The sequence below is a fragment of the Streptomyces sp. NPDC046876 genome (genome assembly GCF_040645035.1).
Classification (GTDB): domain Bacteria; phylum Actinomycetota; class Actinomycetes; order Streptomycetales; family Streptomycetaceae; genus Streptomyces.
Map to the genome: position 1 here is coordinate 53,790 of NZ_JBEYXK010000003.1, position 25,784 is coordinate 79,573.

At 72.9% G+C, this 25,784-nt stretch carries 26 protein-coding genes; 13 read left to right on the forward strand and 13 right to left on the reverse strand.

Features of this window, described 5'->3' with window-relative positions; translation table 11 throughout:
• Positions 1–9: 9 nt before the first annotated feature.
• Positions 10–1,029: a beta-ketoacyl-ACP synthase III gene (locus ABZ924_RS02915; protein WP_361903083.1), complete on the reverse strand. Its 1,020-nt coding sequence runs from the start codon at positions 1,027–1,029 to the stop codon at positions 10–12.
• A gap of 174 nt (positions 1,030–1,203) precedes the next feature.
• On the opposite strand from ABZ924_RS02915, the gene ABZ924_RS02920 reads away from it, so the two are divergent.
• Positions 1,204–2,595 carry an FAD-linked oxidase C-terminal domain-containing protein gene (locus ABZ924_RS02920; protein ID WP_361903086.1) on the forward strand — a complete coding sequence of 464 codons (1,392 nt, stop codon included), beginning with the start codon at positions 1,204–1,206 and terminating at the stop codon, positions 2,593–2,595.
• Here the strand turns inward: ABZ924_RS02920 and ABZ924_RS02925 are convergent.
• A complete protein-coding gene (locus ABZ924_RS02925; protein WP_361903089.1) occupies positions 2,579–2,800 on the reverse strand; it encodes a hypothetical protein in 222 nt (73 codons plus the stop codon). The two genes, ABZ924_RS02920 and ABZ924_RS02925, sit on opposite strands and share 17 nt — an antisense overlap.
• A gap of 23 nt (positions 2,801–2,823) precedes the next feature.
• Between ABZ924_RS02925 and ABZ924_RS02930 the strand changes: the two genes are divergently transcribed.
• On the forward strand, positions 2,824–3,309 hold the full coding sequence (locus ABZ924_RS02930; protein ID WP_361903092.1) for a DUF2975 domain-containing protein: 486 nt from the start codon (positions 2,824–2,826) through the stop codon (positions 3,307–3,309).
• Positions 3,309–3,557 (forward strand): helix-turn-helix transcriptional regulator, encoded by a 249-nt coding sequence (locus ABZ924_RS02935; protein ID WP_361903095.1) that lies wholly within the window; start codon positions 3,309–3,311, stop codon positions 3,555–3,557. The genes ABZ924_RS02930 and ABZ924_RS02935 overlap by 1 nt, the downstream gene beginning before the upstream one ends.
• A 20-nt stretch (positions 3,558–3,577) precedes the next feature.
• Here the strand turns inward: ABZ924_RS02935 and ABZ924_RS02940 are convergent, their stop codons facing one another.
• Both ABZ924_RS02940 and ABZ924_RS02945 read right to left on the reverse strand, forming a co-directional pair.
• Positions 3,578–4,105 carry a DoxX family protein gene (locus tag ABZ924_RS02940; protein ID WP_361903098.1) on the reverse strand — a complete coding sequence of 176 codons (528 nt, stop codon included), beginning with the start codon at positions 4,103–4,105 and terminating at the stop codon, positions 3,578–3,580.
• Between the two features lie 343 nt (positions 4,106–4,448).
• Complete coding sequence (locus ABZ924_RS02945; RefSeq protein ID WP_361903101.1) at positions 4,449–5,120, reverse strand: hypothetical protein; 672 nt, start codon at positions 5,118–5,120, stop codon at positions 4,449–4,451.
• A 1,152-nt stretch (positions 5,121–6,272) separates the two neighbouring features.
• On the opposite strand from ABZ924_RS02945, the gene ABZ924_RS02950 reads away from it, so the two are divergent.
• Both ABZ924_RS02950 and ABZ924_RS02955 read left to right on the forward strand, forming a co-directional pair.
• Positions 6,273–6,707, forward strand: a complete 435-nt coding sequence (locus ABZ924_RS02950; RefSeq protein WP_361903104.1) for a methyltransferase domain-containing protein — start codon at positions 6,273–6,275, stop codon at positions 6,705–6,707.
• Positions 6,708–6,775: 68 nt separating this feature from the next.
• Positions 6,776–7,816, forward strand: coding sequence for a vWA domain-containing protein (locus ABZ924_RS02955; RefSeq protein WP_361903107.1), 1,041 nt, complete (start codon positions 6,776–6,778; stop codon positions 7,814–7,816).
• Positions 7,817–7,857: 41 nt separating this feature from the next.
• Here the strand turns inward: ABZ924_RS02955 and ABZ924_RS02960 are convergent, their stop codons facing one another.
• A complete protein-coding gene (locus tag ABZ924_RS02960; RefSeq protein ID WP_361903110.1) occupies positions 7,858–9,042 on the reverse strand; it encodes an FAD-dependent oxidoreductase in 1,185 nt (394 codons plus the stop codon).
• 146 nt (positions 9,043–9,188) lie between these two features.
• Between ABZ924_RS02960 and ABZ924_RS02965 the strand changes: the two genes are divergently transcribed.
• A complete protein-coding gene (locus ABZ924_RS02965) occupies positions 9,189–9,803 on the forward strand; it encodes a hypothetical protein (RefSeq protein ID WP_361903113.1) in 615 nt (204 codons plus the stop codon).
• A gap of 123 nt (positions 9,804–9,926) precedes the next feature.
• Here ABZ924_RS02965 and ABZ924_RS02970 read toward each other — a convergent pair whose 3' ends face one another.
• The 6 genes from ABZ924_RS02970 to ABZ924_RS02995 form a co-directional block, all read right to left on the reverse strand.
• Entirely contained in the window at positions 9,927–10,370 is a 444-nt protein-coding gene (locus tag ABZ924_RS02970; protein ID WP_361903116.1) for an SRPBCC family protein, read from the reverse strand.
• A 214-nt stretch (positions 10,371–10,584) separates the two neighbouring features.
• Entirely contained in the window at positions 10,585–11,382 is a 798-nt protein-coding gene (locus ABZ924_RS02975; RefSeq protein ID WP_361903119.1) for an aminotransferase class IV, read from the reverse strand.
• A gap of 4 nt (positions 11,383–11,386) precedes the next feature.
• Positions 11,387–13,513: an aminodeoxychorismate synthase component I gene (pabB, locus tag ABZ924_RS02980; protein WP_361903121.1), complete on the reverse strand. Its 2,127-nt coding sequence runs from the start codon at positions 13,511–13,513 to the stop codon at positions 11,387–11,389.
• Positions 13,510–15,027, reverse strand: coding sequence for an AMP-binding protein (locus ABZ924_RS02985; protein ID WP_361903124.1), 1,518 nt, complete (start codon positions 15,025–15,027; stop codon positions 13,510–13,512). Before ABZ924_RS02985 ends, pabB begins: the two co-directional genes overlap by 4 nt.
• A 44-nt stretch (positions 15,028–15,071) precedes the next feature.
• Positions 15,072–16,325, reverse strand: a complete 1,254-nt coding sequence (locus ABZ924_RS02990; protein WP_361903127.1) for a 3-deoxy-7-phosphoheptulonate synthase — start codon at positions 16,323–16,325, stop codon at positions 15,072–15,074.
• Entirely contained in the window at positions 16,322–16,576 is a 255-nt protein-coding gene (locus ABZ924_RS02995; protein ID WP_361903130.1) for an acyl carrier protein, read from the reverse strand. Before ABZ924_RS02995 ends, ABZ924_RS02990 begins: the two co-directional genes overlap by 4 nt.
• A gap of 319 nt (positions 16,577–16,895) precedes the next feature.
• Here ABZ924_RS02995 and ABZ924_RS03000 point away from each other — a divergent pair, with 319 nt between their 5' ends.
• On the forward strand, positions 16,896–17,393 hold the full coding sequence (locus ABZ924_RS03000) for an RNA polymerase sigma factor (RefSeq protein WP_361903133.1): 498 nt from the start codon (positions 16,896–16,898) through the stop codon (positions 17,391–17,393).
• Between the two features lie 19 nt (positions 17,394–17,412).
• Here ABZ924_RS03000 and ABZ924_RS03005 read toward each other — a convergent pair whose 3' ends face one another.
• Both ABZ924_RS03005 and ABZ924_RS03010 read right to left on the reverse strand, forming a co-directional pair.
• Complete coding sequence (locus ABZ924_RS03005; RefSeq protein WP_361903136.1) at positions 17,413–17,937, reverse strand: sigma-70 family RNA polymerase sigma factor; 525 nt, start codon at positions 17,935–17,937, stop codon at positions 17,413–17,415.
• Positions 17,938–18,055: 118 nt separating this feature from the next.
• A complete protein-coding gene (locus ABZ924_RS03010) occupies positions 18,056–18,982 on the reverse strand; it encodes an alpha/beta hydrolase (RefSeq protein WP_361903139.1) in 927 nt (308 codons plus the stop codon).
• A gap of 442 nt (positions 18,983–19,424) precedes the next feature.
• On the opposite strand from ABZ924_RS03010, the gene ABZ924_RS03015 reads away from it, so the two are divergent.
• The 6 genes from ABZ924_RS03015 to ABZ924_RS03040 are packed head-to-tail and all read left to right on the forward strand — an operon-like array spanning position 19,425 to position 25,704.
• Positions 19,425–21,026 carry a class I adenylate-forming enzyme family protein gene (locus ABZ924_RS03015; RefSeq protein WP_361903142.1) on the forward strand — a complete coding sequence of 534 codons (1,602 nt, stop codon included), beginning with the start codon at positions 19,425–19,427 and terminating at the stop codon, positions 21,024–21,026.
• Positions 21,023–22,696, forward strand: coding sequence for an AMP-binding protein (locus ABZ924_RS03020; RefSeq protein ID WP_361903145.1), 1,674 nt, complete (start codon positions 21,023–21,025; stop codon positions 22,694–22,696). The genes ABZ924_RS03015 and ABZ924_RS03020 overlap by 4 nt, the downstream gene beginning before the upstream one ends.
• Positions 22,696–22,962 (forward strand): phosphopantetheine-binding protein, encoded by a 267-nt coding sequence (locus tag ABZ924_RS03025; RefSeq protein ID WP_361903148.1) that lies wholly within the window; start codon positions 22,696–22,698, stop codon positions 22,960–22,962. The genes ABZ924_RS03020 and ABZ924_RS03025 overlap by 1 nt, the downstream gene beginning before the upstream one ends.
• Complete coding sequence (locus ABZ924_RS03030; RefSeq protein ID WP_361903151.1) at positions 22,959–23,999, forward strand: hypothetical protein; 1,041 nt, start codon at positions 22,959–22,961, stop codon at positions 23,997–23,999. The genes ABZ924_RS03025 and ABZ924_RS03030 overlap by 4 nt, the downstream gene beginning before the upstream one ends.
• Positions 23,996–25,144 (forward strand): ferritin-like domain-containing protein, encoded by a 1,149-nt coding sequence (locus tag ABZ924_RS03035; protein ID WP_361903153.1) that lies wholly within the window; start codon positions 23,996–23,998, stop codon positions 25,142–25,144. The genes ABZ924_RS03030 and ABZ924_RS03035 overlap by 4 nt, the downstream gene beginning before the upstream one ends.
• Positions 25,144–25,704 carry a PaaI family thioesterase gene (locus ABZ924_RS03040; protein WP_361903156.1) on the forward strand — a complete coding sequence of 187 codons (561 nt, stop codon included), beginning with the start codon at positions 25,144–25,146 and terminating at the stop codon, positions 25,702–25,704. The genes ABZ924_RS03035 and ABZ924_RS03040 overlap by 1 nt, the downstream gene beginning before the upstream one ends.
• The last annotated feature ends 80 nt before the right edge of the window (positions 25,705–25,784 follow it).

Genomic DNA, 25,784 nt, shown 5'->3' on the forward strand with positions numbered 1-25,784 from the left:
GGCGAGGGGTCAGGCGACCGGCTCGGCGTGGACGTCGGGCCAGACCAGGACGGTCGAGCCCCACGAGAGGCCGGCGCCGAAGGCGGAGAGCAGCACGCGCTGGCCCGCCTTGAGTTCGCCGCGGGCGGCGTAGTCGTTGAGGAGGAGCGGCACGGACGCCGCCAGGGTGTTGCCGACCCGGTCGATGTTGACGGCGACCCGCTCGTCGGGGAGCTCCAGCTCCTCCGCGACCGCTGCCACGATGCGGATGTTGGCCTGGTGGCCGACGAACCAGTCGACGTCGTCGACGGACCAGTCGGCCCGCTTGAGGGCGCTGCGCGCGGACTGCGTCATCCGTTCGACGGCCTGGGTGTAGAGCGCCCGGCCCTCCATCCGCAGGTACCAGTCCTCCGTGGGGACGGAGGCGTGGCCGAGGCCGCCGTCGGCGGAGCGCTGGCGGGAGCCGCCGGCCGGGATGGCCAGCAGGTCCGCGAGGGCGCCGTCGCTGCCGAGGTCGAACGGGCCGAGCGCGCCGGGCTCGTCGGGTTCCCCGCGGCGCAGGACGACCGCGCCCGCCCCGTCGCCGAAGATCGGCGCGGTGGCCCGGTCGGCGGGGTTCACCAGGGTGGTGAACGCCTCGGATCCGATGAACAGCACGGTGTCGGCGGTGCCCGACTCGATCAGGCCGGCCGCGGTGGCGAGCCCGTAGAGGAATCCGCTGCACGCCGACGTCAGGTCGAACGCGGCGATCGTGCCGAGTCCGAGCCGGGAGGCGACCTCCGGCGCGACCGCCGGGCAGAGCCGCTCGGGCGAGGTGGTCGCCACGACGAGCGCGTCGACGCCGCTCAGCCCGGCCGAGCTCAGGGCCCGGGCACCGGCCCGTACCGCGAGTTCGCCCGTCGACAGGCCTTCGGAGACGACCCGGCGCTGCCGGATGCCGGTCCTGGTGCGGATCCACTCGTCCGTCGTGTCGAGCGTCCGCGAAAGGTCGTCGTTCGTGACCGTCCTGGGCGGGAGGTACCCCCCGATCCCGGTGACCACTGCCGCCATTGACCCACCCCTCGTAGAGCCCCGTCGTAGAGGCCGCAACCCGCGGCCTGACCTGGCGTCAACAGACTTGCCGACAGGGCTGTGACCAGGCAATTGGCCCTTGGTACACGTGCTTTCGGGCGTGTACCAAGGGCCAATTGACCCTTCCGTCGGGCCGGTGCGAGCCTCCCGGCTATGAGCACGACAACCACGACAGCCTGTGATCTCGCCGGGCTCCTCCCCGCCGGACGGGTGGTCACCGACGCCGTGCGGCTGGCGTCGTTCGCACACGACGAGGCCGCCGGCGCCCCGTACGTCCTGCCCGCGGCGGCAGTGGAGCCGCGCAGCACCGCGGAGGTCGCCACCGTGGTCGCGTACTGCGCCGAGCGCGGCGTGCCCGTTGTCGCCCGCGGCGCCGGGACCGGGCTGTCCGGCGGGGCCAACGCGGTGGAGGGCTGCGTCGTGGTCTCCTTCGCGGCCATGGACCGGATCCTGCGGATCGACGCGGACGAGCGGCTGGCGGTCGTGCAGCCGGGTGTCGTCAACGACGACCTGCGGGCCGCCTGCGCCGCCGAGGGGCTGTGGTACCCGCCGGACCCGGCGAGCGCGCCCTGGTCGACCATCGGCGGGAACGTCGCCACCAACGCGGGCGGGCTGTGCTGCGTGAAATACGGCGTGACCCGGGACTACGTGCTCGGGCTGGAGGCGGTCACCGGCCGCGGCGAGGTGGTACGGCTCGGCCGTCGGACGGCGAAGAGCAGTGCGGGCTTCGAACTGGCCGGCCTGCTGGTCGGTTCGGAGGGCACGCTCGGCCTGGTCACCGAGGTCACCGTGCGGCTGCGCGGAGAGCGGGCGCCCGAGCAGACGGTGGTCGGCTCCTTCGAGGACCTGCCCGCCGCGGGCCGGGCGGTGGCCCGGGTGGTGGCCTCCGGGGTCGTCCCCAGTGCGCTGGAGCTCGTCGACCGGTACTGCCTGCGCGCCGTGGACGAGTGGAAGAACACCGGCCTCGGCGATACCGGCAACGTGCTGCTGCTGGCGCGCTGTGATGCGCCCGGGGAGGCCGGGGCTCAGGAGGCCGACACGGTGCTGGCCTGCTTCCGGGCCGCAGGCGCCACCTGGAGCGCCCGCTCGGAGGACGAGACCGAGGCCGACGCCCTGTTCGCGGCACGGCGCCTGGTCTATCCGGCGCTGGAACGCCAGGGCATGGTGCTCAGCGAGGACATCTGCGTCCCGCGCACCCTCGTCCCCGAGATGCTGGCCCGGCTGGAGGCCACGGGACGCGAGCAGGGTGTACGGATCGCGAGCCTGGCGCACGCCGGCGACGGCAACCTGCACCCGATGATCGTGGTGCCGCGCGGCGACGACCGTGAGCTGGCGCGGGGGCGGGAGGTCTTCGAGCAGATCGTCGAGGAGGCGGTCGCGCTCGGCGGCACGGTCACCGGCGAGCACGGGGTGGGGCTGCTGAAGATGCGCGGGCTGGTGTCCGAGCTCGGCCCGGCCGTGCTGGACCTGCACCGCGGCATCAAGCGCGTCTGGGACCCGGCGGGGATCCTCAATCCGGGGAAGGTGTTCACCGCCGTTCCGTGACGGGGGCGGCGAGGGCCTCGACCTCGAACAGCACATCGGGCGTGGCCAGGCTCGCTGCACCGGTGAGGGTTTGTGTGGGCGGTTTCGTACCCCGGCGCTCCTGCTCGGCCGCGGTGATCGGCGCGAGCGCGGCCGGCGCCGCCGACGACGTCGGCAAGGGTTCTTCAACGCTTGCTCGACCTATCGAAACTCGATAGATTCCCATCGTAACTCGATGGAGGATGGGTCATGGGGAATCTGGCAGTGCGTGCGTTGCGCGCCGTGCTCGGGGTGGTGCTCGTCGGCACCGTGTTCGTACAGGTCATGATGGTGTGGGCGTTCTTCACCGACCCGGAGGACGGGTCGCTCCCGCTGACCCCGATGCGCGTGATCGTGTTCCTGGGCATGGCGGCGGCCCAGGTCGCCCTGGTCTGCGTAGGGCGGCTGGTGGCGATGGTGCGGCGGGGAACCGTGTTCTCCCATGCCGCCTTCCGGTACGTGAACGGCGTGATCCGGGCGATCGTGGCGGCCGCCCTGCTGTGGTTCGCGGTCACGGCCGTCAATGCGCCGGGCCAGCGGGACGACCCGGGCGTCACCGTCATCATGGGCGGTATCGGGCTGGCCATCCTGGGGGTCGCGCTCATCGTGCTCGTGCTGCGGATGCTGCTCGCCCAGGCCGTGGCACGCGACGCCGAAGCGACGCAGATGCAGGCCGAGTTGGACGAGGTGATCTGATGCCGATCGCCGTCGACATCGACGTGATGCTGGCCCGGCGGAAGATGTCCGTGGGCGAGCTCGCGGACCGCGTGGGCATCACGCCCGCCAACCTGGCGGTGCTGAAGAACGGCCGCGCCAAGGCGGTGCGCTTCGCGACGCTCGCCGCGCTCTGCGAGGTGCTCGACTGCCAGCCGGGGGACCTGCTGCGCTGGGAGGCCGAGCACGCCGAGGAGGCCGTGGACGCCGTGGACGCCGTGGGCGGGTGACATGACGTCCTGTCGGCCCTTCAGCCGGTCGGCCCGTCGGCGTCCTGCTGCCCCCGCGCGCGTTTGGCAACGACCACGGCTGCCGCGACCGCGCTCGCGGTGAAGGCCAGGGCGAGCATCCACCGCTGGTCGAAGGTGTGGCCGGTGGCGTGGTCGAGGGAGTAGCGGCCCGCGCCGGCGAGGCCGATAGTGGCCGCGGTGAACCCGAGGAACGCCGGGTACTCGAACCCGCCGGCCTGGGCGAAGAAACCGGCCGGAGCATGGACGGACACCGCGCCCGCCATGGCACCCGCCGCAGCGGCGCCCGCGGCCGGGGTGGCCAGACCCAGGACGAGCAACGCCCCGCCGCCGGTCTCGCCCAGACCGGCGGCCAGGGCGCTGCGCCGGCCCGGGGTGAAGCCCATGTGCTCCATCGCCGCCGCGGTCCCGTCCAGGCCGCCGCCCCCGAACCAGCCGAACAGCTTCTGCGTACCGTGCGCCATGAGCACGGCTCCCGTTCCGGCGCGCAGGGCCAGCAGGGCGAGGTCGCGTCGGCTGATGCAGGTCATCGGAGTCTCCCGGGACGACGAGGGGGCGGGTGCGGAACATCTGTATCCGCTCCGGGCGGCGACTCCCCGCGCCCCGGGTTATGTCCGCCGAACGGGCGAGCCGCCGGGGCCGGAGCAGATTCGGGCGAGGGCGGCCGGCCGAGGCCGATGCTGATGCCGATGCCGATGCCGATGCCGATGCCTGAAATCACCAAAGCCCGGGTGATTGCATGGCAATCACCCGGGCAGGTGGGAAGTGCAGCAGAAATCCGTCGGCCACGCCGGTTTCAGAGAACCGGAGTCACGGATATTCCGCGCGTTTCCCGACTGCCGGCTCCGCCTTCGACAGTACGGGATATTCGGATTACTCGTCCTTCAGGTAACCGCCCACGAAGCCGCGGTAGTCACCCCAGACGCGCTCCCTCTTGTCCCACGAGCTGCCCCAGCACGATGCCGTCCAGGTGGTCTCGCTCTGGGCGTTGTCGGCCGGCGGCGAGGAGATCCATTCCTTCACCGGGCTGTGGGAGAAGTCGCATCCCGGCACGTAGAGGTAGTGGTACGCGCTACCCGGGTACACCTTCGTGGTGTCCTTGCCCTTGACCTGGTAGTTGGTCCTCACCGAGACCCGCGCGACCTTGACGCCCAGGAACTTGTCGGTGACCGCGTACGAGGCCCACATGTCGTGGTAGCCGGCGGCCCGCAGCGCCGAGGTGCTGTTGGGGGAAGCGTCGTCGACGGCGCCGGCGGACTCGCGCTCCACCACGACGTCGCCGCCCGCCATCACCGCCAGCGTGGTGCCCGCGACGGCCGGGGCGGACTCGGCCGTCTCGAAGAACTTGGTCATCAGGGAGCGGTCTTCGAGGAGGTCGAGGAAACGGGACTTCTGAGTGGTCGAAAGGGCCGAGAACCCCTCGGCGGTCTCCTTGGCCTGCTCGTCCCCCTGCGCCGACTTCATTGCGAGGTAGGCCTGGTACTTGGCGATCCGGGAAGCCTGCGAGACCAGGGAGTCGTCGGCCTGGGCCGATCCGGGCAGCATTGCAAGAGCGATTCCGGCAAGAGCGACGCCGGCGGTGGTGCTGATACCTCTTCTGATTGCAGAGCGCATGCTGACTTTTCTCTCCCCTTGGCTTTCCATGACTCGCTCGTGTATTACGCGCCCACCTCTTCGAACCCCGCGGGCCGCGCTCCAGAAGAGTGCACGAGATCGCCACAACGCGTCAATCGATCTTCGATTATTTGAGGTTCATCTGAGTTAAGGGGAACGGCCTCACAATATGCGGAATTACTGAATCCGCGCGAGGGCGATCTCCGGAGGAATTGCCGCGTAATCACGCATGTCCGGGGTGATTGCCGGAATCGCTCATCCATGATCGTTCTTGCCGAATCAGGCAAGAACGATCACGAACCTCACGAGAAGGCCATCCATGCGCGGATCAGGCGCTCCATGCGGTCCCGGGGGTACCGGGTGCCCGGGGGCCGTCATCAGCAGGTGGTGCAGAGTGGCGACCAGGGCCGGGGCGACCGGGTCGGGGTCGAGGATCCCCTCCGACGCGGTCCAGGCGCTGTTCGGCGCGCAGGTAGGCCTCGATCGAGGCCTGGATCGCGTCGAAGCCGGGCGCTCCCGCGGCCCATGGCCTCGCGCACGCGCAGCGCTGCCGCCGGGCGGGTCACCAACGACCCCGGGATCCAGGCTGAGCACCGCCGAGGCCGGCAGGTTGCCGGTGACGGTGTCGGTGCCGGCCTCGCGGGGAGGGTGGCGGCCCGGGCGGCGGTGCGGGTGACGCGGTCCAGCACCAGTTCGGCGACGAACTCGTCCAGCCCGGCGAAGTGCGCGAGCAGCACTCCCTTGGCGCAGCCGGCTTCCGCCGTGACCGCCCGGCTGGGTCAGGGCAGCGGCCCCGTCGCGGGCCAGGACCCGCTCGGCCGCGTCGAAGAGCCGTTCGCGCAGATCGGGGATGGCCACTCCGCGTGGTGACACCAAGTCCTCCTGGGGGGAAGGGGAGCACCCCATCGCCAACACCGCGCAGGCGGGGGCCTGGAACGGCTACAAGGGCGCCCACTGGGCGGAGCTCGAGGCCCGGTGGGATGCCGTCAACGCCGGCTTCGACCGGCCTCTGGTGGACGCCGTCGGCATCGGGGCGGGCGAGCGCGTCCTCGACGTCGGCTGCGGTGCGGGGGCGACGCCCAGGTGCACCCGTTCCCCCGCGGCTCCTTCGATCTGGCCATCAGCCGCTTCGGCATCATGTTCTTCGCCGATCCCGCCGCCGCGTTCGCCCATATCGCCGCTGCGCTGCGCCCGGGCGGCCGCGTCGCCCTGCCGGCTGCCGCCGAGCCACAGGGCAACCAGTGGCTGACCGCCCCGGCCGCCCTCGGCGACCTGCTGCCGCTGGAGGGCTTCGGCAAGGCCGGCGGGCCCGGCATGTTCTCCCTCGCGGGCCCCGGGGCGGCGGCCTCGCTGCTGAGGCGGGCCGGGTTGCACGAGGTGCGCGCCGGGCGCGTGGCGGCGTACGGGACCTGGGGGCGCGATGCGGAGCAGGCGGGCGGCTGCCTCCTGGACTGCGGACCCGGCCGCCATCTCCTCGCCGGTGCCCACGCCGGCACCGCCCCGGGCGTGCGCCGCTGAGCCGGGATCAATTGTCAGTGGTGGGTGAGAAGGTGGATCCATCGCTTCGGAAATGAGGGGGAGCCGATATGGCCGGGAAGCAGAATTACATCAATCACGTCGCCCTGGTGCTGGATGCCAGTTCTTCCATGTCGCACCTGAGCGGCAAGGTCGTCGATGTCGCCGATGAGCAGATCGCTTATCTCGCCCGCCGGTCCAGGGAACTGGACCAGGAGACCCGTGTCACGGTGTACGTCTTCTCCAATACCGTGGAATGCGTCATCTACGACAAGGACGTGCTGCGGATGCCGTCCCTGAAGCAGCTCTACCGGACCGGCGGGATGACGGCCCTGCTGGCGGCCGCGCTGAAGTCGCAGCGGGAGCTGGCGCAGACGGCCCAGCTGTACGGCGACCACAGCTTTCTGACGTTCGTGCTGACCGACGGCCAGGAGAACGCGAGCCACCACTGCCCCGACGCCCCGTCCCGCAAGCCCCGCGAGCTGGTACAGGCCGTGGCCACGATGATCGAGACGCAGGCGGACAACTGGACGCTGGCCGTGCTCGTGCCGGACCAGATGGGCAAGCGGGAGGCCATGCAGTACGGATTCCCGAAGGACAACATCGCCGTCTGGGACGCCACGAGCACGCAGGGGCTGCAGGAGGCCGGAGAGGTCATCAAGCAGGCCACCGAGAAATTCATGGTGGGCCGCAGCAAGGGAATCCGGGGAACGCGGGCGATGTTCTCCACGGGCGCGGAGACCGTCAACAAGGACACGATCGAGGCAGCCGGTCTCCGGCCCGCGGATCCGTCGGGATATCAGCTGCTTTCCGTGGACCGTGCAGCGGCGATCCGGGACTGGATCGTGGAAAGCGGGCACACCTACCGTACGGGCGGTGCCTTCTACCAGCTGAGCAAGTCGGAGAAGATCCAGGCGCGCAAGCAGATCGCGGTGCTGGAGAAGAAGACGGACCGGGTGTACACGGGGCCCGAGGCCCGGGCGCTGCTCGGCCTGCCGGATGCCGAGGTCCGCGTCAAGCCGGACCACAACGACGAGTTCACGATCTTCGTGCAGAGCACCAGCGTGAACCGGAAGCTCGTTCCGCAGACGCGGCTGCTGCTGATGGGCTGATCCGGCGGGCCGGTCGGCCGCGGACCGCGACGCCCGCTCTGCTACGTGGGGAGGCGGAAGCCGTTGAAGAGGTCGTCGAGGCCGCGCAGGGCCAGGGGGGTGGGGGTGGCCTGGACCGCTGCGTTGCGGGCGGCTGCCGCCACCGGGTTGCGCAGGGCTCCCAGGCGGCCGGCCCTGCGGGCGCGCAGGCGGATCGCGTCGGTGCGTGCGCGGCGGGCCGCGGTGTAGGCGGCCAGGGCTGCCGGGACGGCGTCCTGGGCGTCCGGGGCGTCGCCGGGCGGGAGGAGGTGGGCCAGGACCGCCGCGTCCTCGATGGCCTGGCAGCCGCCCTGGCCGAGGTTGGGGGCCATGGCGTGGGCGGCGTCGCCGAGCCAGGCGATGCGGCCGTGGTGGAGGGCGGGCAGCGGGGCGGCGAGGTCGTGCAGGTCGTTCTGGAGGACGGCGGCGGGGTCCAGGCGGCCCACGCGGTCCAGCAGGTCCGGGATCGGGTCGTGCCAGGCGCCGAAGCGGCGCACGAGTTCGGCCCGGGGATCGGACGGGCGGGTGCCGGCCGGGAGGACCGCGGTGGCGTAGAGGTACAGGCGGCCGTCCGAGAGCGGGGTGATCCCGAACCGCTCGCCCCGGCCCCAGGTCTCGCTCATCGCCGGTACCCGCAGGTCCGGGGCGTCCAGGAGGGTGCGCCACGCGGTTTCACCGGTGTAGTGCAGGCCCGGGTGGGACGGGAAGAACCCGCGGCGCAGGGGGCTGTGGATGCCGTCCGCGGCCACCACCAGCTCCGCGGGGAGGGCCGTGCCCTGCTCCGTACGGACCAAGGGGCCGGTGGTGGCGTGGTCGACGGTGGTCACCGTGGTGGCGAAACGGATGGTGTCGGGCGGCAGAGCGGCTGCCAGGGCTGCGGTGAAGGCCGGTCGGGCGACGGCGATCGGGGGGATCCCGTAGCGGGAGGCCAGGTCGGCGGTGGCGGTGTGCAGCAGCCAGCGGCCGTCCGGGCGGCGCACGCCCATGGCGGCGGGGACGGCGGTTCCGGCGGCTCGGGCCGCGTCGGTGCCGATGGCGGCCAGGGCGCGCAGGGCGTTGGGGGCGAGGCCGATTCCGGCGCCGGTGGTGGGGGCTTCGGGGGCGCGTTCGCAGAGCGTGACGTGCCAGCCCCGGCGGTGCAGGGCCAGGGCTGCGGTGAGGCCGCCAATTCCTGCCCCGACCACCACCGCGCGCATGCCGTTCTGCATGGAACACCTCTTCGATCGGCGCTGGCTTAGGTTAGCAACGGCGTTCGGGGAGGGGTGTTGTGGTGGGTGTGGGGGACGGTCTCGTGCTGCGGCGTACGCATTTCCTGCTCGGGCGGTGGCGGGTTCCGGGTGTGGGGATCGGGGTCGTGGCGGGGTGGGAAGGGGAGGGCCCGGGTGCGGTGCATCCGCTGGAGCGGGAGGCGGCCGAGGGGCTGACGCCCGAGCGGCGGGCCGATTTCCTGTTGGGGCGGCGGGCCGCGCGGCGGGCGGTGCAGGAGGCGGGGGTGCCGTTGCCGACCGGGCCGGTCGTGGTCGGGGCGGACGGCCGGCCGGTCTTTCCGGAGGGGGTGGTCGGGAGTCTCACCCATTCCTCGGGGCTGGCCGTTGCGCTCGCCGCGCCCGCCTCGCGGTACGTGGCGCTGGGGGTGGACCTGGAGTTCGGGGCGCTGGCGCCGGGGGCCGCCCGGCATGTGCTCGACGAGGAGGAGCGGCGCCTGCTCGGCTCCGGGGACGGGCGGTTGCTCGCGGCGTTCTCCGGCAAGGAGGCCGCGTTCAAGGCGCTCGTCCCGCTGACTTCTCTGACCAGGTTGCGGGACGTCGTTCTCGCTCCGTGCGGCTCCGGGTTCCTGGCCCGGGTACGGGGGTGCCCCGGGCCGGTGGTGCGGGTGGAGGTGCTGCCCGTGGAGGGCGGGGTCCTCACCTGGGTCGTGGAGCCGCGGGGTGGAGCGCCGGAATCCCGCGCTGCGGCCAGCCGTGCCTGACCTGGGCGGCCGTGCCTGACCCGGCCGGCTGTGCCGGACTAGCGCAACGGCCCCGCGTCCCCCTGCCGTTGACGGGCAAGGGGCGGCGCGGGGCCGGGTGGGCAGGGGCCGCAGGGGTGTTGGTTACGCCGCGGGCCGGCGGGAGCGGGCCGCCTGGACGCGGCCCTCGATGCGGCGCACCACCAGCTTGGCGAAGGCGTGGCCCGGGCGGTGCAGGGCGGGGCTGAGCGTCTTGATGCCGGGGAAGCGGAAGCCGCCGAGGAAGCCGAGACGGGTACCGCCGTCCTCGGCGACGGCCGCGAAGCCGCCGAGCAGGAAGCGGCTCTGCATCCAGCAGTAGCCCGGCTCCATGAGCACGTCGAAGCGGGCGCGCTGGCCCAGGTAGCCGGTCGCGAGCGCCTCGAAGCGCGGATCGATGATGCTGCCGCGGACCACGCGCATGGTGCGGACGTCCGGAAGGATGTGCGGGAGCTCTCCCTCGAGGTCGCCGACGACGCCCCAGACGGTCTCCGGCGGTGCGGACAGATGGGTCTCGATATGGGTCGTCCCCGCGACGGATGCCGCCATGACGCGAAGTCGACGCACCGGGTCGAGTTCGGCAACGGGCCAGGCTTGGTTGTTCAACCTCATGCCTCCGGGGAATGGGTGCGGCGTCCGATGCAGCCCGCGATCGTATCGTACCCATGGGTAGTACACCCGTGTCCCCCGACGACACTCGGCCTTCATCGCTGTCACAGGAGAAGAGAAGCCGCCACGCCGAATCGTTCCCGCGAAGGTTCAATCAACGGACCGGCCGGGCCAGGGCGGCCAGGCGGGCGTTCCAGGCGGCGAAGCGGTGCGCGGGGGCCGGGACGGCGGCCGCGCCGATCCGGCCGGTGACCGGGCGGATCCCGTGCAGCGCGCTGGTGATCCAGACCTCCGCGCCGTCCAGGTCGCCGAGGCGGGCGGGGGCCAGGCGGACCGTGCGGCCCTCGGCCCGCGCGAGGTCCAGCAGCAGCTGCCGGGTCACGCCCGGGAGCACCTGCGCCTCGGCCGGCGGCGCGCACAGCACACCGCCGTGCCACCACAGGACACTGCTGTACGCACCCTCGCGGAGCTCCCCGTCCGGGCCCAGCAGCAGCGCCTCGTCGCAGCCGGCCCGGACGGCCCCCTCGCGTACGGCGGCGAGCAGTTGCAGGTCCGGGCCCTTGATCCGCGGGTGGGCCCGCGGATCAGGGCCCTCGTACACCCACAGCCGGGCGGGGCCGCCGGGCGGCGGGGCGGGCCTCAGCCGCAGCGCGAGCTGCAGCTGCGCCCCGGCCCCGCCGGTGAGTTCGATCCGGGGGAACCACCGGCCGCGGGCCGGCAGGGCCTCGCGGACGGCGGTGAGGAACGCGGCCACCTCGGCCGGTGCGGCGCCCGCGTGCTGCGTGCAGGAGCGGGAGAACCGGTCGAAGTGGAGGTCGAGCGCGCGCACCCGGCCGTCCTCGACCAGCCACGAATCAGCGACGGCGAGTTCGGCGGCGGGCGCGGTGTCCTCGTGCGGGTGCAGGACGCGCTGCCTGCTGTTCCAGGCCAGCAGCCCGTGCGGGTTCGTCATGTCGTCAGATCGCCTGGGGCTGGCGCTGCGGGGCCTGCTCCAGGGCCCGCAGCGGAACGGAGGCCTTGAGGAGCATCTCGTCGAGCTCCGCGTGCGGGTCGGAGTCCAGGACGATGGCGCCGCCCGCTCCCACCGTCATCCGGTCGGGCAGGATCGTCGCCGTGCGGATCACGATGCTCAGGTCGGCGGCGCCGCCGAGGCCGAGGTAGCCGAGGGCGCCGGAGTACACGCCGCGGGCGGCGTCCTCGAGGCTGTCGATGATCTCCATCGTGCGCAGTTTAGGGGCTCCGGTCATCGAACCGCCGGGGAAGCAGGCGCGGACGCAGCCGATCGTGCCGGTGTCCTCGCGCAGCCGCCCGCGGATCGTGGAGACCAGCTGGTGCACGGTCGCGTACGACTCGGTCGCCATGAAGCGCGGCACGCTGACGCTGCCCACCTCGCACACGGTGCCGAGGTCGTTGCGGAGCAGGTCCACGATCATCAGGTTCTCGGCGCGGGTCTTGGGGCTGGCGGCGAGTTCGTCGCGCAGCTGCTCGTCCAGGACGGGGTCGCTGCTGCGCGGGGCCGTGCCCTTGATGGGCTTGCTCTCCACCCAGCCGTCGGCGTCGATGCGCAGGAAGCGCTCCGGTGAGGCGCTGGCGACGGTGAGGCCGGGGTGGCGCAGGAGGGCCGCGTACGGGGCGGGGTTGATGCGGCGCAGGCGCAGGTAGTAGGCGAGGTCGTCGGCGGGCGGGGAGATCTCGAGGGTGTCGGTGAGGCAGATCTCGTAGCTCTCGCCGGCCCGCAGCTGTTCCTGGCAGGTCTCGATGTCGCGTACGTACTGCACGGGGCCGCGGCCGAGGAAGTCCGCCGGGGAGGCCGCGACGGGCACGGCGGCGGCGGGCCGGTCGGGGGCGGCGGATGCGGTCGGGGCGCGGAGGGCGGCGTGGGTGTGCTGCAGCCAGGCCTCGGCCTCCTGCGCGTCCTCGGGGGTGTCCGGGGCGAGCGCGATGAGGTAGGTGCGGTCCTCCTGGTGGTCGACGACGATCAGCCGGTCGGCGAACTGCCAGACCGCGTCGGGGGTGGCGGCGGTGTGGCGGTTCGGCGCGCCGCAGTCGGCCTTCAGCTCGTACCCGAAGTAGCCGACGTAGCCGCCCGGGAGGTCGAACGGCAGGTCCGGGGCCTCCACCCGGCGGGCGGCGAGGCGGGCGTCCAGTACGTCGAAGACGGTGCCCGGCTCGCGGTACGGGGCGCCCTGCGCGGGCTCGACCAGGACCGAGCCGTCGCCGACGCGGTAGGTGAGGACCTCGCTGTGCGGGCCGGCGGCGTCGCCGAGGAAGGAGAAGCGGGACAGGCCGGGGGCGGTCATGCTGCTGTCGAGCCAGAAGGCGTGCGCGGAGTCCGCGTACAGGGCGGTGAAGGTCCGCTCGGTGTCCACGGCCGCCGGCAGGGTGCGTACGTGCACCCGCCAGCCGGTGTCGGCGCGGGCCGCGGACGGCGCGGCCGGGGACTGCGGCTGGGGCTGCGGCTGCGGCTGCGGCTGCGCTGGGGGGATGCGGCGGGAGCTGCGGTGGGCCCGGGCGAGGTCGCGGAAGTTGGCGAGGAGGGTGCGGCCGTGCTCGCTGGCGATGGACTCCGGGTGGAACTGGACGCCCCAGTGCGGCCGTTCGGTGGAGCGGATGGCCATCACGACCCCGTCCTCGGCCCAGGCGGTCGCCTCCAGCCCGGCCGGGAGCGGCTCGCTCAGGCGCAGCGAGTGGTAGCGCACGGCCGTGAAGTCCTGGGGCACGCCCGCGAACAGGCCGGTGCCGTCGTGCCGGATCCGGGCGAGGTGGCCGTGGCGGGGCTCGGGTGCGGGGGTGACGGGGGCGCCGGTGTGCAGGCCGATGCCCTGGTGGCCGAGGCAGACCCCGAGGACCGGGAGGTCGGGGTGGTACAGCGGCAGCACCGAGTGGCCGAAGTCGCGGCGGCGTCCGGGGTGTCCGGGGCCCGGGGAGACGACGGCGTTGTCGAAGGCGCCGAGGTCGAGGTCCTCCCAGCGCGGGTCGTCGTTGCGCAGCACCAGCGGTTCCCGGCCGTTGACCTCGGCGATCAGCTGGAACAGGTTGTAGGTGTAGGAGTCGTGGTTGTCGACCAACAGGGTGTACGTCACCGAGCGTCTCCGGCTGTGGTGGCGGCCTCGGCGAGCTCGCGCAGCACGCGCTTGAGCACCTTGCCGGAGGCCGTGGTGGGCAGTGTGTCGATGAAGCGGATGCCGCGGGGGCGCTTGTACGGGGCGAGTTCGGCCACCAGGAGCTCCAGCAGCTCCTGCTCGGTGCAGTCGGCGCCGGGCTGCCTGACCACGTAGGCCAGGGGGAGCTGGCCCCAGTCCGCGTCGGGGACGGCCACCACGGCCGCGTCGGCGACGGCCGGGTGTCCGCGCAGGACGCGCTCCAGTTCGGCGGGGTAGATGTTCTGGCCGCCGCGGATGATGACGTCCTTGATCCGGTCGGTGAGCCAGAGGTAGCCGCGGGCGTCGACGAGGCCGAGGTCGCCGGTGTGCAGCCAGCCGCCGCGGATCACCTTGGCGGTGCCGCCCGGGTCGGCCCAGTAGCCGCGCATCAGGTCGTCCCCGCGCACGCACACCTCGCCGATCTCGCCGGCCGGCAGCTCCCGCCCCGCGCGGTCCACGATCCGTACGGACATCCCGGGCACGGGCCGGCCGGTGGGCAGCGTCTCGACGGTGTCGTCCTGCGGGGAGGGGTGCTCGCCCGGCGCCAGCGTGGCCAGGCTGCCGCCGACCTCGGTCATGCCGTACACCTGGCGGAATCCGCAGCCGAGGGTGCGGGCGGCGTCCCGGTACAGCGGTACGGGCATGGGCGCCGCGCCGTACATGATCTCGCGCAGGCTGGAGAGGTCGGTGCGGGCGGTGGCGGCGGTGCGCAGCAGGAAGCCGAGCATCTCCGGGACGAGCCAGGCGTGGGTGGCCCGGTGCGTCTCGACGGCCCGCAGGAAGCGCTGTGGGGTGAAGCCGGGCATGAGCACGACGGTGGCGCCGGCCGCGAGGTAGGTCACCGACATGCCGAAGCTGCCGTGGAACAGCGGGCAGGCGTTGACCATCACCATGTCGTCGGTGGGTTCGGCGACGGCGAGCCAGCCCAGCGAGACGTTCATCAGGGAGCGGTGGCTGAGCACCACGGCCTTGGGGTGGCCGGTGGTGGCCGAGGTGTGGAAGAGGGCCAGGATGTCGTCGGGGTGGACGTCGGGCAGCGGCCCGTCGTACGCCGTCCGGGCGAGCGCGGCGTAGTGGTCGCTCTCGTAGGGCAGGGACAGCGGCAGGCCGAGCGCCTCGGCGCGGGCGATGAGTTCGGCCTCGCCGATGATCGCGCCGACCCGGGCCCGGTCGAGGATGCCGGTGAGCTCCCCGCGGGTGAGGCCGTGGTTGAGGGGGACGAAGGCGGCGCCGATCCGGGCCAGGGCGAAGTAGGTCTCCAGGACCTCGATGCGGTCCTTGGACAGGACCGCGACCCGGTCGCCGGGGCGGACGCCGAGGCCGAGCAGGCCGCCGGCCAGGTTCTCGACCCGGTTCTCGAGCTCGGCCCAGGTCACCGAGCGGCGTTCGTCGGCCAGGGCCGTCCTGTCCGGATGGAAGCTCCGGTTGCGTTCCAGGATGTGCGTCATCCACATGTCTGTCTCCAGGGCTGTGCCGCCCGTGCCGGGCGGTTCATGGCTCAGGGCCGGTGGGCGAGCGCGGCGACGTGCCGCGCGACCTCGCGGGTCTGGTCGCCGTTGAGCCGTGGGTCGCAGGCGGTCGCGTAGTGGTGCGGCAGGTCCTCCTCGGTGATCCCGCACGCGCCGCCCACGCATTCGGTGACGGCTTCCGCGGTGGACTCCAGGTGGATGCCGCCGGGCCAGCCGCCGGCGCCGCGCACCGCGGTGAAGAAGCCCTCCAGTTCGGCGAGGACGGCGGCCATGTGGCGGGTCTTGTGCCCGGTGGGCGCCTGCACCGTGTTGCCGTGCATCGGATCGCACATCCAGAGCACCGGGTGGCCGGCCCGGGCCACGGCCGCCACCAGCCCGGGCAGCCTGCGGGCCACCTCGTCGGCGCCCATCCGGGCGATCAGGGTCAGGCGGCCGGGCTGCCGGCCGGGGTCCAGGGCCGCGCACACCGCGAGCAGGTCCTCGGGCGTGGTGGCGGGGCCGACCTTGCAGCCGACCGGATTGACGATGCCGGACAGGAAGCGGACGTGGGCGCCGTCCGGCCGGCGGGTACGCTCCCCGATCCACGGCAGGTGGGTGGAGGTGAGCACCCAGTCGTCGCTGTCGCAGTCCCGGCGCACCAGGGGCTCCTCGTAGTCGAGCAGCAGGGCCTCGTGGCTGGTCCACACCGCGGGGGTGCCCGTGCCCCAGTGGCCGCGCATGGTGTTGCCGTACGCGGAGGAGGAGCGCAGCAGGCCGAGGGTGGCGGCCGCGTGCTCGTAGCCCCGGCGCATCCGGTCGGGGTCGGGTGCGCGCAGGGCGGCGACCGGTTCGGGGTCGTTGACCAAGTGGCCGCGGAAGGAGGGGAGTTCGACGCCGTCCACGAGCTCCACGGGTGAGGAGCGCGGCTTGGCGTACTGTCCGGCGATCCGGCCGACGGGGACGACGGGCATGCCGAGGGCGTCGCCGATGGTGCGGCAGACCGTCCGGAACAGGTCGATCCGCGCCTCCAGGCGGGCCGGGTCGGGGCCGTCGAAGGTCTCGGCGCAGTCGCCGGCCTGCACCACGAAGGCGCGGGCCTGCGCAGCCCTCGCGAGCTCCCGGCGCAGGGTGTACGTCTCGGATGCGGTGACCAGCCCGGGCAGCGCGGCCAGTTCCCGGCGGACGGCGGCGACGGCGGGCTCGTACGGCCAGGCGGGCTGCTGGGCGGCGGGAGCCCGGCGCCAGTCGCCGGGTGTCCAGGCGGGTGCGGCCGGGGTGGGGCGCGTGTGCAGGGAGGTGCTCACGCCGTGGCCTCCCCGTACGCCGCGGCCGCGCCGCCGGTGTGCAGCAGCCGCTCGAAGGCCGCGATGGTGGTGAGGCCGTCGAGTTCCTCGGCGGAGATCTCCGCTCCCCGCTCTTCCTCCAGGCGGACGACCAGGCGGATCAGGTCTCCGGAGTCGACCCCGGAGGTGATGAGGTCGGCCTCGGCGTCGAGCCGGTCGACGAGCGCGGTGAGCCCGGTGATCTCCCGCAGCAGTGCGCGCACGCTGCTCATACCGGCCTCCGGTCGGGCCGCGGTCGTATCAGCACAGGGGTGTTCCTTTTCTCACGGTCGGGTGGGGAGGGATACCAACAAGAGGCGGCCCGCCGCCGATTCGTTCCCACCCGATTTCCGGATGGATGAGTTCCAGGCAACTGCGGGGCGCAGGGAACGTGGCCGCTGTGCAGCCGCTCTTGATGGGACGGATCACTCAGCAGGGAACGGGGGCCGAGTTGCCCGTATCGCGATGCGTGCGCGGGCGGGAGGAGAATTGGACGGATACCGGCCCGAGGGCGCAGGGGTCTCCGCGGCGGCAGCCGGGAGCAATACGTGGGTGGCTGCGGCCGCCCGCCTCGCGCAGGAGGCTCAGCACGGTGACGGACGGGCGATGGAAGAGCTGCTGGACCTTCTCGCGCCGTACGTCGACAGGATTTGCGCTTCGGCGGCACCGGCGTGCCTGCCTGATGCCGCGCAGGAGGCGATGATCGCGATATTCCGCGGAATCGGGCAGCTCAGGGACCCGGGACTCGTCGTGGCCTGGGTGCGGACGGTGACGGTTCGGGAGGCCGTCCGGATGGTGCGGCGGACGGGGCGGGAGGTCGTTTCGGTGGTGGACGACTTTCCCATGGTGGAGCGCTATGAAATCAGGTGCGACGTCCACGACGTGTTGTCCAGGCTGTCACCCGAACATCGTGCCGTACTCGTATTACGGGATCTGGAGGATCTTGATGAACGGCAGGTGGCCGATCTGCTGGGCATATCGGTGGGGACCGTGAAATCCCGTCTGCACCGGGCCCGTTGCAGTTTTCGAAAAGAATGGCAGCTTATCTGACGGGGCATCCTACGGCATCCTACTGCCAGGCATGTCGGAATTTCCTTCTGGCGCGGTGCAGCCGCGATTTCACGGTGCCGACGGAGATGTGGAGCGTCGCGGCGACCGAGCGCTCGTCGAGGTCTTCGAGGTCGCGCAGGACGAGGACGGCCCGGTGCTCCGGCGAGAGCCGGGCCAGGACGTCCTGGACGTCGCAGACCAGCTCCGGTTCGTGCCGGGAGGGCACTTCGGTGAGCTCCGCGGTCCCGGGCCGCGAGGCCCGGGTGGCTATCTTGACCGCCTCGCGCACGGCGATGGCGCGGACCCAGCCGAACACCGCCGCCGGCTCCTTGAGCTGGTCGATGCGCCGGAACACGGCGATCATGGTTTCCTGCACGGCGTCCGGCCCGTCCTGGAGTGCGATGGGGCCGCACCACCGGCCCACGTACGGGGACAGGAACTCGAGCAGCTCGTGCATCGCGACGGAGTCCCCGCGCTGCACGCGGCGCACCAGCTCCGTCGCGATGTCCTTGCTGGTCGGGGCGGTCTCGAGGAGGTCTTCCACTGACGCATGTCCATTTCCGGGAAGGCCGGCGCGGCGCGGGGCGGGCCGGACGTGATCGTGACGAGGGGAAGGCCCGAAGGCCCCGGGGGCGGGGGCTTCCTGCGGGGCGGTCGGGGCTTCAGGGGGTGCGGGCGAAGAGTTCCCGGGCCGCGTCGGCCACCAGGGCCGGCTGCTCGTGGGGCAGGAAGTGGCCGGCCCCCGGAACGATGTGCAGCCGGAGGTCGTCGGCGTACCGCTCGCCGCCCGCCAGCAGGGACGGCGGGATGACCGGATCGGCCCGGCCGCCCAGCAGGACGGTGGGGACGGTCAGCCGCTCGCCGCGCTGGGCGCCGCGGAGCAGGGCCGGGATCTCCCGCAGCACGTACTGCCAGAAGAGCTGCTGGCCCGCGCGGTCCGAGGCCCGGGTGGCGGCCACGTACTCGGCGAGCTCGGCCTCGTCCCAGGCGGCGGCGTCGCGGCCGAGGCCGCGGCGCAGCAGGAAGCGGGTGAAGCCGGGCCGGTTGCGCAGCACCCAGGGGCCGATGACCGGGTACTCCAGGAAGGCGGTGAACCACATCCGCAGCATCGCGGGGACCACGGCGCGGTGCGGGGGCCAGGGGTGCGGGGCGTTGAGCCCGAGGAATCCGGCGACCCGCTGCGGTGCGCGCAGACAGAGCCGGAAGGCCACCTGGCCGCCCCAATCGTGGCCGATCAGGTGGACCCGGTCCAGGCCCAGTGCGTCCAGCAGGGCCAGGACGTCGGCAGTCAGGTTCTCCGCGTCGTAGCCGCGGCGGGTCTGCTCGGACCAGCCGAAGCCGCGCAGGTCCGCGCAGATCACCCGGTGGTCGGCCGCGAGGAGCCCGGCGACCTCGCGCCAGGCGTACCAGTGCTGCGGGAAGCCGTGCAGCAGGAGCACCGGATCGCCGGAGCCCCACTCGGCCACGTGCAGCAGCACCGCGCGGTCGGTGTCCTGCCGGACCGGTACGAGGCGGTGCTCCGCGCCCTCGACCTGCGGCATCGGCCGCTGGGGGGCGGGCTTCACGGGGTGGGGCGGACGCGACACCATCACTGTCTCCTTCGTCGGGACGGCGGCGCGGCGGCGCGGCCATCACTCGACAAGGAGGAGCGGGATCCCCGGCACACTCCCGGGACTTGAGGACATCTTGCGGAGCGGACGGGCGGGGGTCGCGGCGCGGACGGGCGGGGGTCACAGCGCGGACGAGCCGGGGTCACGGCGCCGACGAGCCGGGGTCACGGCGCCGACGGGCCGGGGTCGAGGCGCGGTCGGGCCGTGGCGGAAAGTCGGCGGGGAAATCTTCGGACCCGTGGGAACGTCCCGGCGCCGGGCGGTCTCTTGTGAGTGTGCCGACGGTGCTGCCCCCTGGGCGGACCCGGCCCCCTCCACCGGCGCTGGCAGCGCGTTCCGCCTGCCCACATCCCCGACGCCGCGACCCCCGTTCTGATCGTCCGTCCCTTCCTGCCGGTTCTGCTGCGAAAGGAATCGCGCCATGTCCACGCTCCCCGCCGAACTCCTCGGAGAGCTGCCCAAGCTCACCGCGCCCCTGGGTGTGCTGCCCGAACTCGCGGCCGAGCGCCACGGGAACACCCCGTTCCTCTCCGACACCCCGTGGGCGTCCTACGGCCGGGAGGTCAGCACGGTCGCGGAGTTCGCCGTCGCGGTGTTCGACTACGCCGACCGCTTCTGGGCCGCCGGCATCCGCCGCGACGAGACGGTGGTGGTGATCCAGCGCAACCACGTGGAGCTGCAGGCCGTCCTGTGCGGGCTGGGGCGCATCGGCGCCGTACCGGTCCTGCTCTCCCCGGGCATGGACGTCGGCGACCTCCTCGAATCCCTGGCCAAGCTCGGTCGGCCGACGGTCGTCCTCGACCGTGCGGGCCTGGCCCGGATCGGCCGGGCGCAGGGCGCCCTGCGGGCGCTCGCCGCCAAGGTGGTCGCCCTCGACGAGGCGGACGAGCCGTGGCTCGTGCCGACCGTCGAGCGCGCCGCGCACCAGGCCAACCCGCGCGCCGCGGAGGACTGGGTCGTCGTGACCCACTCGTCGGGCACGACGGGTGTGCCGAAGCTGGCGGCACACTCCTCGCTGTCGCTCTTCGGCCAGGTGGCCCCGCAGATCAGCGTCTGCCGGCTGTACGGCACCGACGGGATCGCGGCCAAGCACCTGTCCAACTTCCACGTGCGCACCTGCTCGGGCGTGCTGGCCTTCCTCGAGGTGGCCATGCCCAGCCTGTCGATCTCCGACCCGCGGCCGCACAAGGTCAAGCCGCTGCTCCTCGAGCACCGCCCGACCTCGCTGGAGACCCACCCCAACGTCTACATCCACTGGGAGCGCCTGGCCGCGGACCCGGACCGGCCGCTGTCCTCGGTCTCCCGCTTCATCAGCACCTTCGACGCGATCCACCCGCGGACGGTCCGTGCGCTGCTCGCCGGCTCCGACCGCCCGGACGTCCACTACCTCCAGGGCTACGGGCAGACCGAGTCCGGGCCGATCAGCCTGCACATCGTGACCCCGCAGACGGCTGCCGACTACCACGTGCGCAACGTGGGCTTCCCCGGCGGCGACACCGAGGTCCGCATCGTGGACGAGGACGGGAACCCGGTGGAGACCGGCGTCTCCGGTCACATCGAGACCCGTTCGCCGGGCCGGATGCGCGGCTACATCGGCGCCGGTCCCATGATCGCCGAGGACGACTGGTGGCCGATGGGCGACGTCGGCCGGCAGCTGGCCGACGGCTCCATCGAGCTCCTCGACCGCATCTTCGACCAGAACGCGGACACGGTCAGCCTGCTGGAGCAGGAGGACCAGCTCCTGGACGAGTTCCCCGAGCTCAACGAGGCGGTGCTCGTCAAGACCGACCCGGGCGACCGGGTGGTGGCCGTGGTCAGCCCGCGGGAGGGCCGGGAGTTCGACATCGACGCCTTCCGGCAGGCGGCGAAGCGGATCGGCCTGGAGGACCTGCCCGTCCACGTCTGGCCGTGGGAGGCGCTCCCGCTGACGGCGACGTACAAGGTGCGGCGCGCCGAGCTGCGGGCCCGGCTCGCCAACGACCTGGCCCGGATCGTCCCCGTCGAGGAGGAGGGAGCGCGATGACCCACCTGTGGAACGTCCTGACGGACGCGGCCCGCGAGGAGACCCGCCTCAACCTGCCCCTGGAGGGCACCGGGTTCCCCTTCCGCGAGCTGCTGGCCTCGGCGGAGCGGACCGCCGGGCAGATCGGCGCCGAGCTGGCGGCCCGGGGCCGCACCCCGCGCCGGATCGGCATCCTGATGAACAACGGCGAGCCGTGGGTGCGCGGGCTGCTGGCGGCCCTCCGGCTGGACGCGGCCGCCGTACCGCTGCCGCTTCCGGTCGCGTTCGCCGGCGCCAAGGCGTACGCGGACCACCTGCGCCGGATCGCCGAGAAGGCGGAGCTGGACGCGGTCCTGGTGGACGGGAGCCTCGGCCGGCTGGAGGGCGCGGTGGCCGCCGAGATCGGGGCGGTCGCCCTGATCGACATCGCCCGGGTGCCCGAGACGGGGGGCCCGGCCGCCCCGGTCGGGCCCGGCGGGGACGCGCTCGCGGTCATCCAGTTCACCTCGGGCAGCACCTCCGCGCCCAAGGGCGTCACCCTGACCCACTCCAATGTCCTGGCCGGGCTGGAGGCGATCCTCTCCGCCACCGACTGGCAGCGGGAGGACGCGCTGGGCCTGTGGCTGCCGCTCTTCCACGACATGGGCCTGTTCTCGATGCTGGCCAGTCTGTCGGTGGGCAGTACGGTGCACCTCTGGAAGCCGTCGGACTTCATCCGGCGGCCGCTGAAGTGGCTGCAGAGCTTCTCCGACGCGCGGGCCACCTCGCTGCCCGCGCCGAACTTCTTCTACGAGCTGCTGGCGAAGACCGCCGCCGAGCAGGGCGTGCCCGAGGGCATCGACCTGTCGTACTGGCGCACCGCCGGCAACGGCGCCGAGCCCGTACAGGCCCGCACGCTGGAGGAGTTCACCGCGACGTTCGCACCGTACGGCTTCCCCTCCTGGGCGCTGCTGCCCCTGTACGGGATGGCCGAGGCGACCCTGATCGTCACCGGAACCCCGCACGGCGGGCGCCGCTCGCTGACCGTGGACCGCGACCGGCTCGGCTCGGGCAACGGGGTCAGGTTCACGGACGCGGCGGACGCCCGGGCCCGTACGGTCGTCTCCTGCGGCACGCCGGTGGCCAACATCCGGCTGCGGATCGGCGACGGGACCGGTGCGGCCCTGCCCGACGGCACCGTCGGCGAGATCCAGATCACCGGACCCGCCGTGACCGGCGGCTACCTCGATCTGCCGGTGCGCGACCAGCCCTTCACCCCCGACGGCTGGCTGCGCACCGGCGACCTCGCCTTCCTCCACGAGGGAGAGGTCTACGTCATCGGCCGCGCGAAGGACCTGATCATCGTGCACGGCCAGAACTTCTACGCCGAGGACGTGGAGGAGATCGTCCGGACCGCGCCCGGCCTGGACAAGCAGCGCTGCGCGGCCTTCGCCTGGAACGGCGACGGTGCGGGCGGCGGCGAAGGCCCGGAGAGGATGGTCGTGCTGTACGAGACCTCGTACCCGTCCGAGCGCCTGGAGGCGCTTTCGGCGTCGATCCGCGAGCGCCTGGTGGACCACCTGGGCCTGGACCGCGTCGAGGTCCGCCCCGTCTCCCCGAGCAGCATCCCGTTCACCACCTCAGGCAAGGTCAAGCGCCACGACGCGCGCCGGCTGCTTGCCGCACCCACGTCGGACGAAGGGAATCCCTGATGGCCACCTCCACCCACGCCTCCCACGCCCTGAGCGCGGTGACCGGGGCGCTCGCCCTGCACACCGGTGCCGAGGAGCACCAGATCAAGACGGAGGAGCGGCTCGCGCTGATCCCCGGCATCGAGTCGGTGAAGCTGCTGCGCGCGGTCGCGGACATCGAGGACGGCTGCGGGGTCCTCATCCCGGACGACTTCGCCTTCGAGACCGCCACCGTGCAGGAGCTCGCCGACTGCGTGGCGCACCTGCTGGCGGGTGCCGGCTCATGAGCGAGGCGGCGATACGCGAGGGAGTGCTGGGCGCGGCGGTGGGCGCCTTCGTCACCGTGCCCGCCGCGGTGGCCCGGTACACCACGGGCGCGGACGCCGCCGCCCGGCTGCTGCGGATGACCGGGGCCCAGCTGGAGGAGCTCGCGGCGGCCGGCCTGCCGCACGTCGCGGGCAGCGGCGGTCCGCTGTTCGACTACGTGGACCTGGTCAACGCCAACACCTTCAGCGGCAGCGGACTCAGCGTTCCCGAGCTCGCCATGCGGTTCCTGATCCGCTTCGCGCGGGGCGCCGGGCCCAGCTGGTACGAGCCCAGGGACTGGCTGGTCACCGTGACCGAGCCGGCGCCCCCGGACGGCGACGGCGCTGCGGTGCGCTTCACCGTCCGGCGGCCGGACCTGACGGCGCCGGGGGTCGAGCGGCTGGACGCCCCTGGAACGGAGCCGTCCGGGGCCGGGGCGGGTGACGGCGGCGGCTACCGGCTGGCCGTGCGGCTGACCGGTGCCGCGCAGACCGTACGGGACCCGCGGGCCGTGAAGCACTGGGACGGGCTGCTGCACGAGCTGTACCGCGGGACCGTCACGTACCAGACCGTCCCCGAAGAGCTGCGGAGCGACCACGAGCGCGGCTGGAACCTCGGGATGGCCGACTGCATCGTGGCCTCCAAGGTGCTGGCCGACCGGCTGCGCGGCGAGGGCCTGCAGGCCCGGGCCCGGCGCGGCTACCTGCTGGGGCTGCTGGGCAGCGACCACGCCTGGTGCGAACTGTACGAGGACGGGGTCTGGAAGACCCTCGACCCGGTCTTCGCCTTCGGCGCCGGGGGCGGGCGCGGCGAGGAGCGCTTCGTCGACATCCCGGCGTTCGCAGCGGCCTGCCTGGGCAGCCGGTTCAACCGGCTGCTGCCCTGCGACACCGAGGACGCGGGCCCCTTGGTCCATGTGGACGACAGGCCGGCGCCCCCGTGGGCGATGGCCGGGGTCAGCGCCCGCCCGTACACGGCACCACCCATATCAGCGGTACAGAACGGGGGAGAACGATGAGGCAGGTCGACTACACCAGACCCGAGGCGCTGGCCGAGGCGGCCGGGGCGTGGTCGATGCCGGTGGGGGGCGAGGCCCTCTTCCACTGGGACTACGACCGGCAGGACGCGCAGATGCTGCGCCTGTACAACCAGGGCAAGCAGCGCCAGTGGGACGCCGACGACCGGCTGGACTGGGACCACGAGGCGGATCCCGGCAATCCGCTGGGCATGCCGGACGAGTTCGTCTCCATCGCGGGCTCGCCGCTGTGGGACCGGATCCCGGAGTCCGAGCGCGCCGTCATCCGCCGGCACACGGCGGGCTGGCTGTATTCGCAGTTCCTGCACTCGGAGCAGTTCGCGCTGCTCGGCGTCGGGAAGATCGCCGCTGCGACGCCCTCGCTCGAGGCCAAGATGTACGCCGCGACGCAGGTGATGGACGAGGCGCGGCACGCCGACGCGTTCAACCGGTACATCAAGACCAAGATCGGCGTCCGGTACCCGCTCTCCCCCACCCTGAGCGCCCTGTTCGAGCAGGTGCTCGCGGAGCCCCGGTGGGACCTGGGCGTGCTCTGCGCGCACGTACTCGTGGAGAACATGGGGCTGGCCGCGTTCAGCATGCACAAGGAGCGGATGGCCGATCCGCTCGCCAAGGCGTTCATGGGGTACGTGCTGCGCGACGAGGCCCGGCACGTGGCGTTCGGCCGGACGCTGCTGCGCCGTGAGTACCCGCACCTGAGCAGCAAGGAGATCGCGGAGCGCGAGGAGTTCGCCCTGGAGGGGTGCTGGGCGCTGCGCGACCGCTACGTCGACGACGACATGTGGCACCGGCTCGGCTACGGCGAGGAGGCCGTGAAGCTGTCGCGGACCTCGCCCTCGAAGCGGGAGTTCCGGCGGCAGGTGTTCATGCGGATCGTGCCCGCGCTGAAGGACATCGGGCTGTTCGGGCCCCGGGTCAAGGAGGGCCTGGCCAAGATGGGCGTGCTCGGCTTCGCCGACATCGACCGCATCGCGGGAGCCCGGTACGACGAGGCGGAGGCGGAGGCCACGGCGCAGGCGGAGCTGAACGCCCGGGCGGAGGAGGTCATCGGGATCGCGCGCCTGGGTGCGGCCGGGACCGACGAGGCGGACGACGTCCCGCCGCGGTCGCCGGTCGGGAGGGCCTGATGGTGCCCGCCGGTACGGCCGTGGCCGCCCCCGGGGCACCTGCGGCCGGGACCGGCTCCGCCATGGCGGGCGCCGTGCCGGCCGGGGTGCGGACCCGGGGGCGTGCGTACCTGGACGCGCTGCTGGACGGGACGGCGGACGAGCCGCGCTGCGTCGGCCGGCTGCACCTGGTCGGGCCCACGTCGTGGTGCCCGGGGCAGGTGGTGGCCGCCACCTCCTTCGGGCCGGAGGTGCTGCTCAACTTCGGTGCGGTGTTCGGCGGTTACATCGCGTCGCTGGTCGACCACTTCGCCGGGCTGGCCATGCTGACCGTGATCCCGGACGGGGCGGTCTTCGTCACGGCGGGGCTGTCGGTGGGCTACCGGGCGCCGCTGTTGGAGGGCCCGGCGACGATCGAGGCGGTGGTGCGCAGCATGGGCAACCGCCGCGCGGTGGTGGAGGTCTCCTTCCTCCAGGACGGCCGGGTCACGAGCTCCGGCACCGTCGAACAGATCATCAAGAACGGCGCGCCGCAAGTGGACTGGACCCCCGCACGGCGGGTGGAGGATCTCGTTTCCTGAGCCGTGCGTACGCGCGTTGAATTGCCTATGCGAATTATTGTTTGAGGGATGGTGAAGTTGCCGGGGCCGCAATGGAGCGG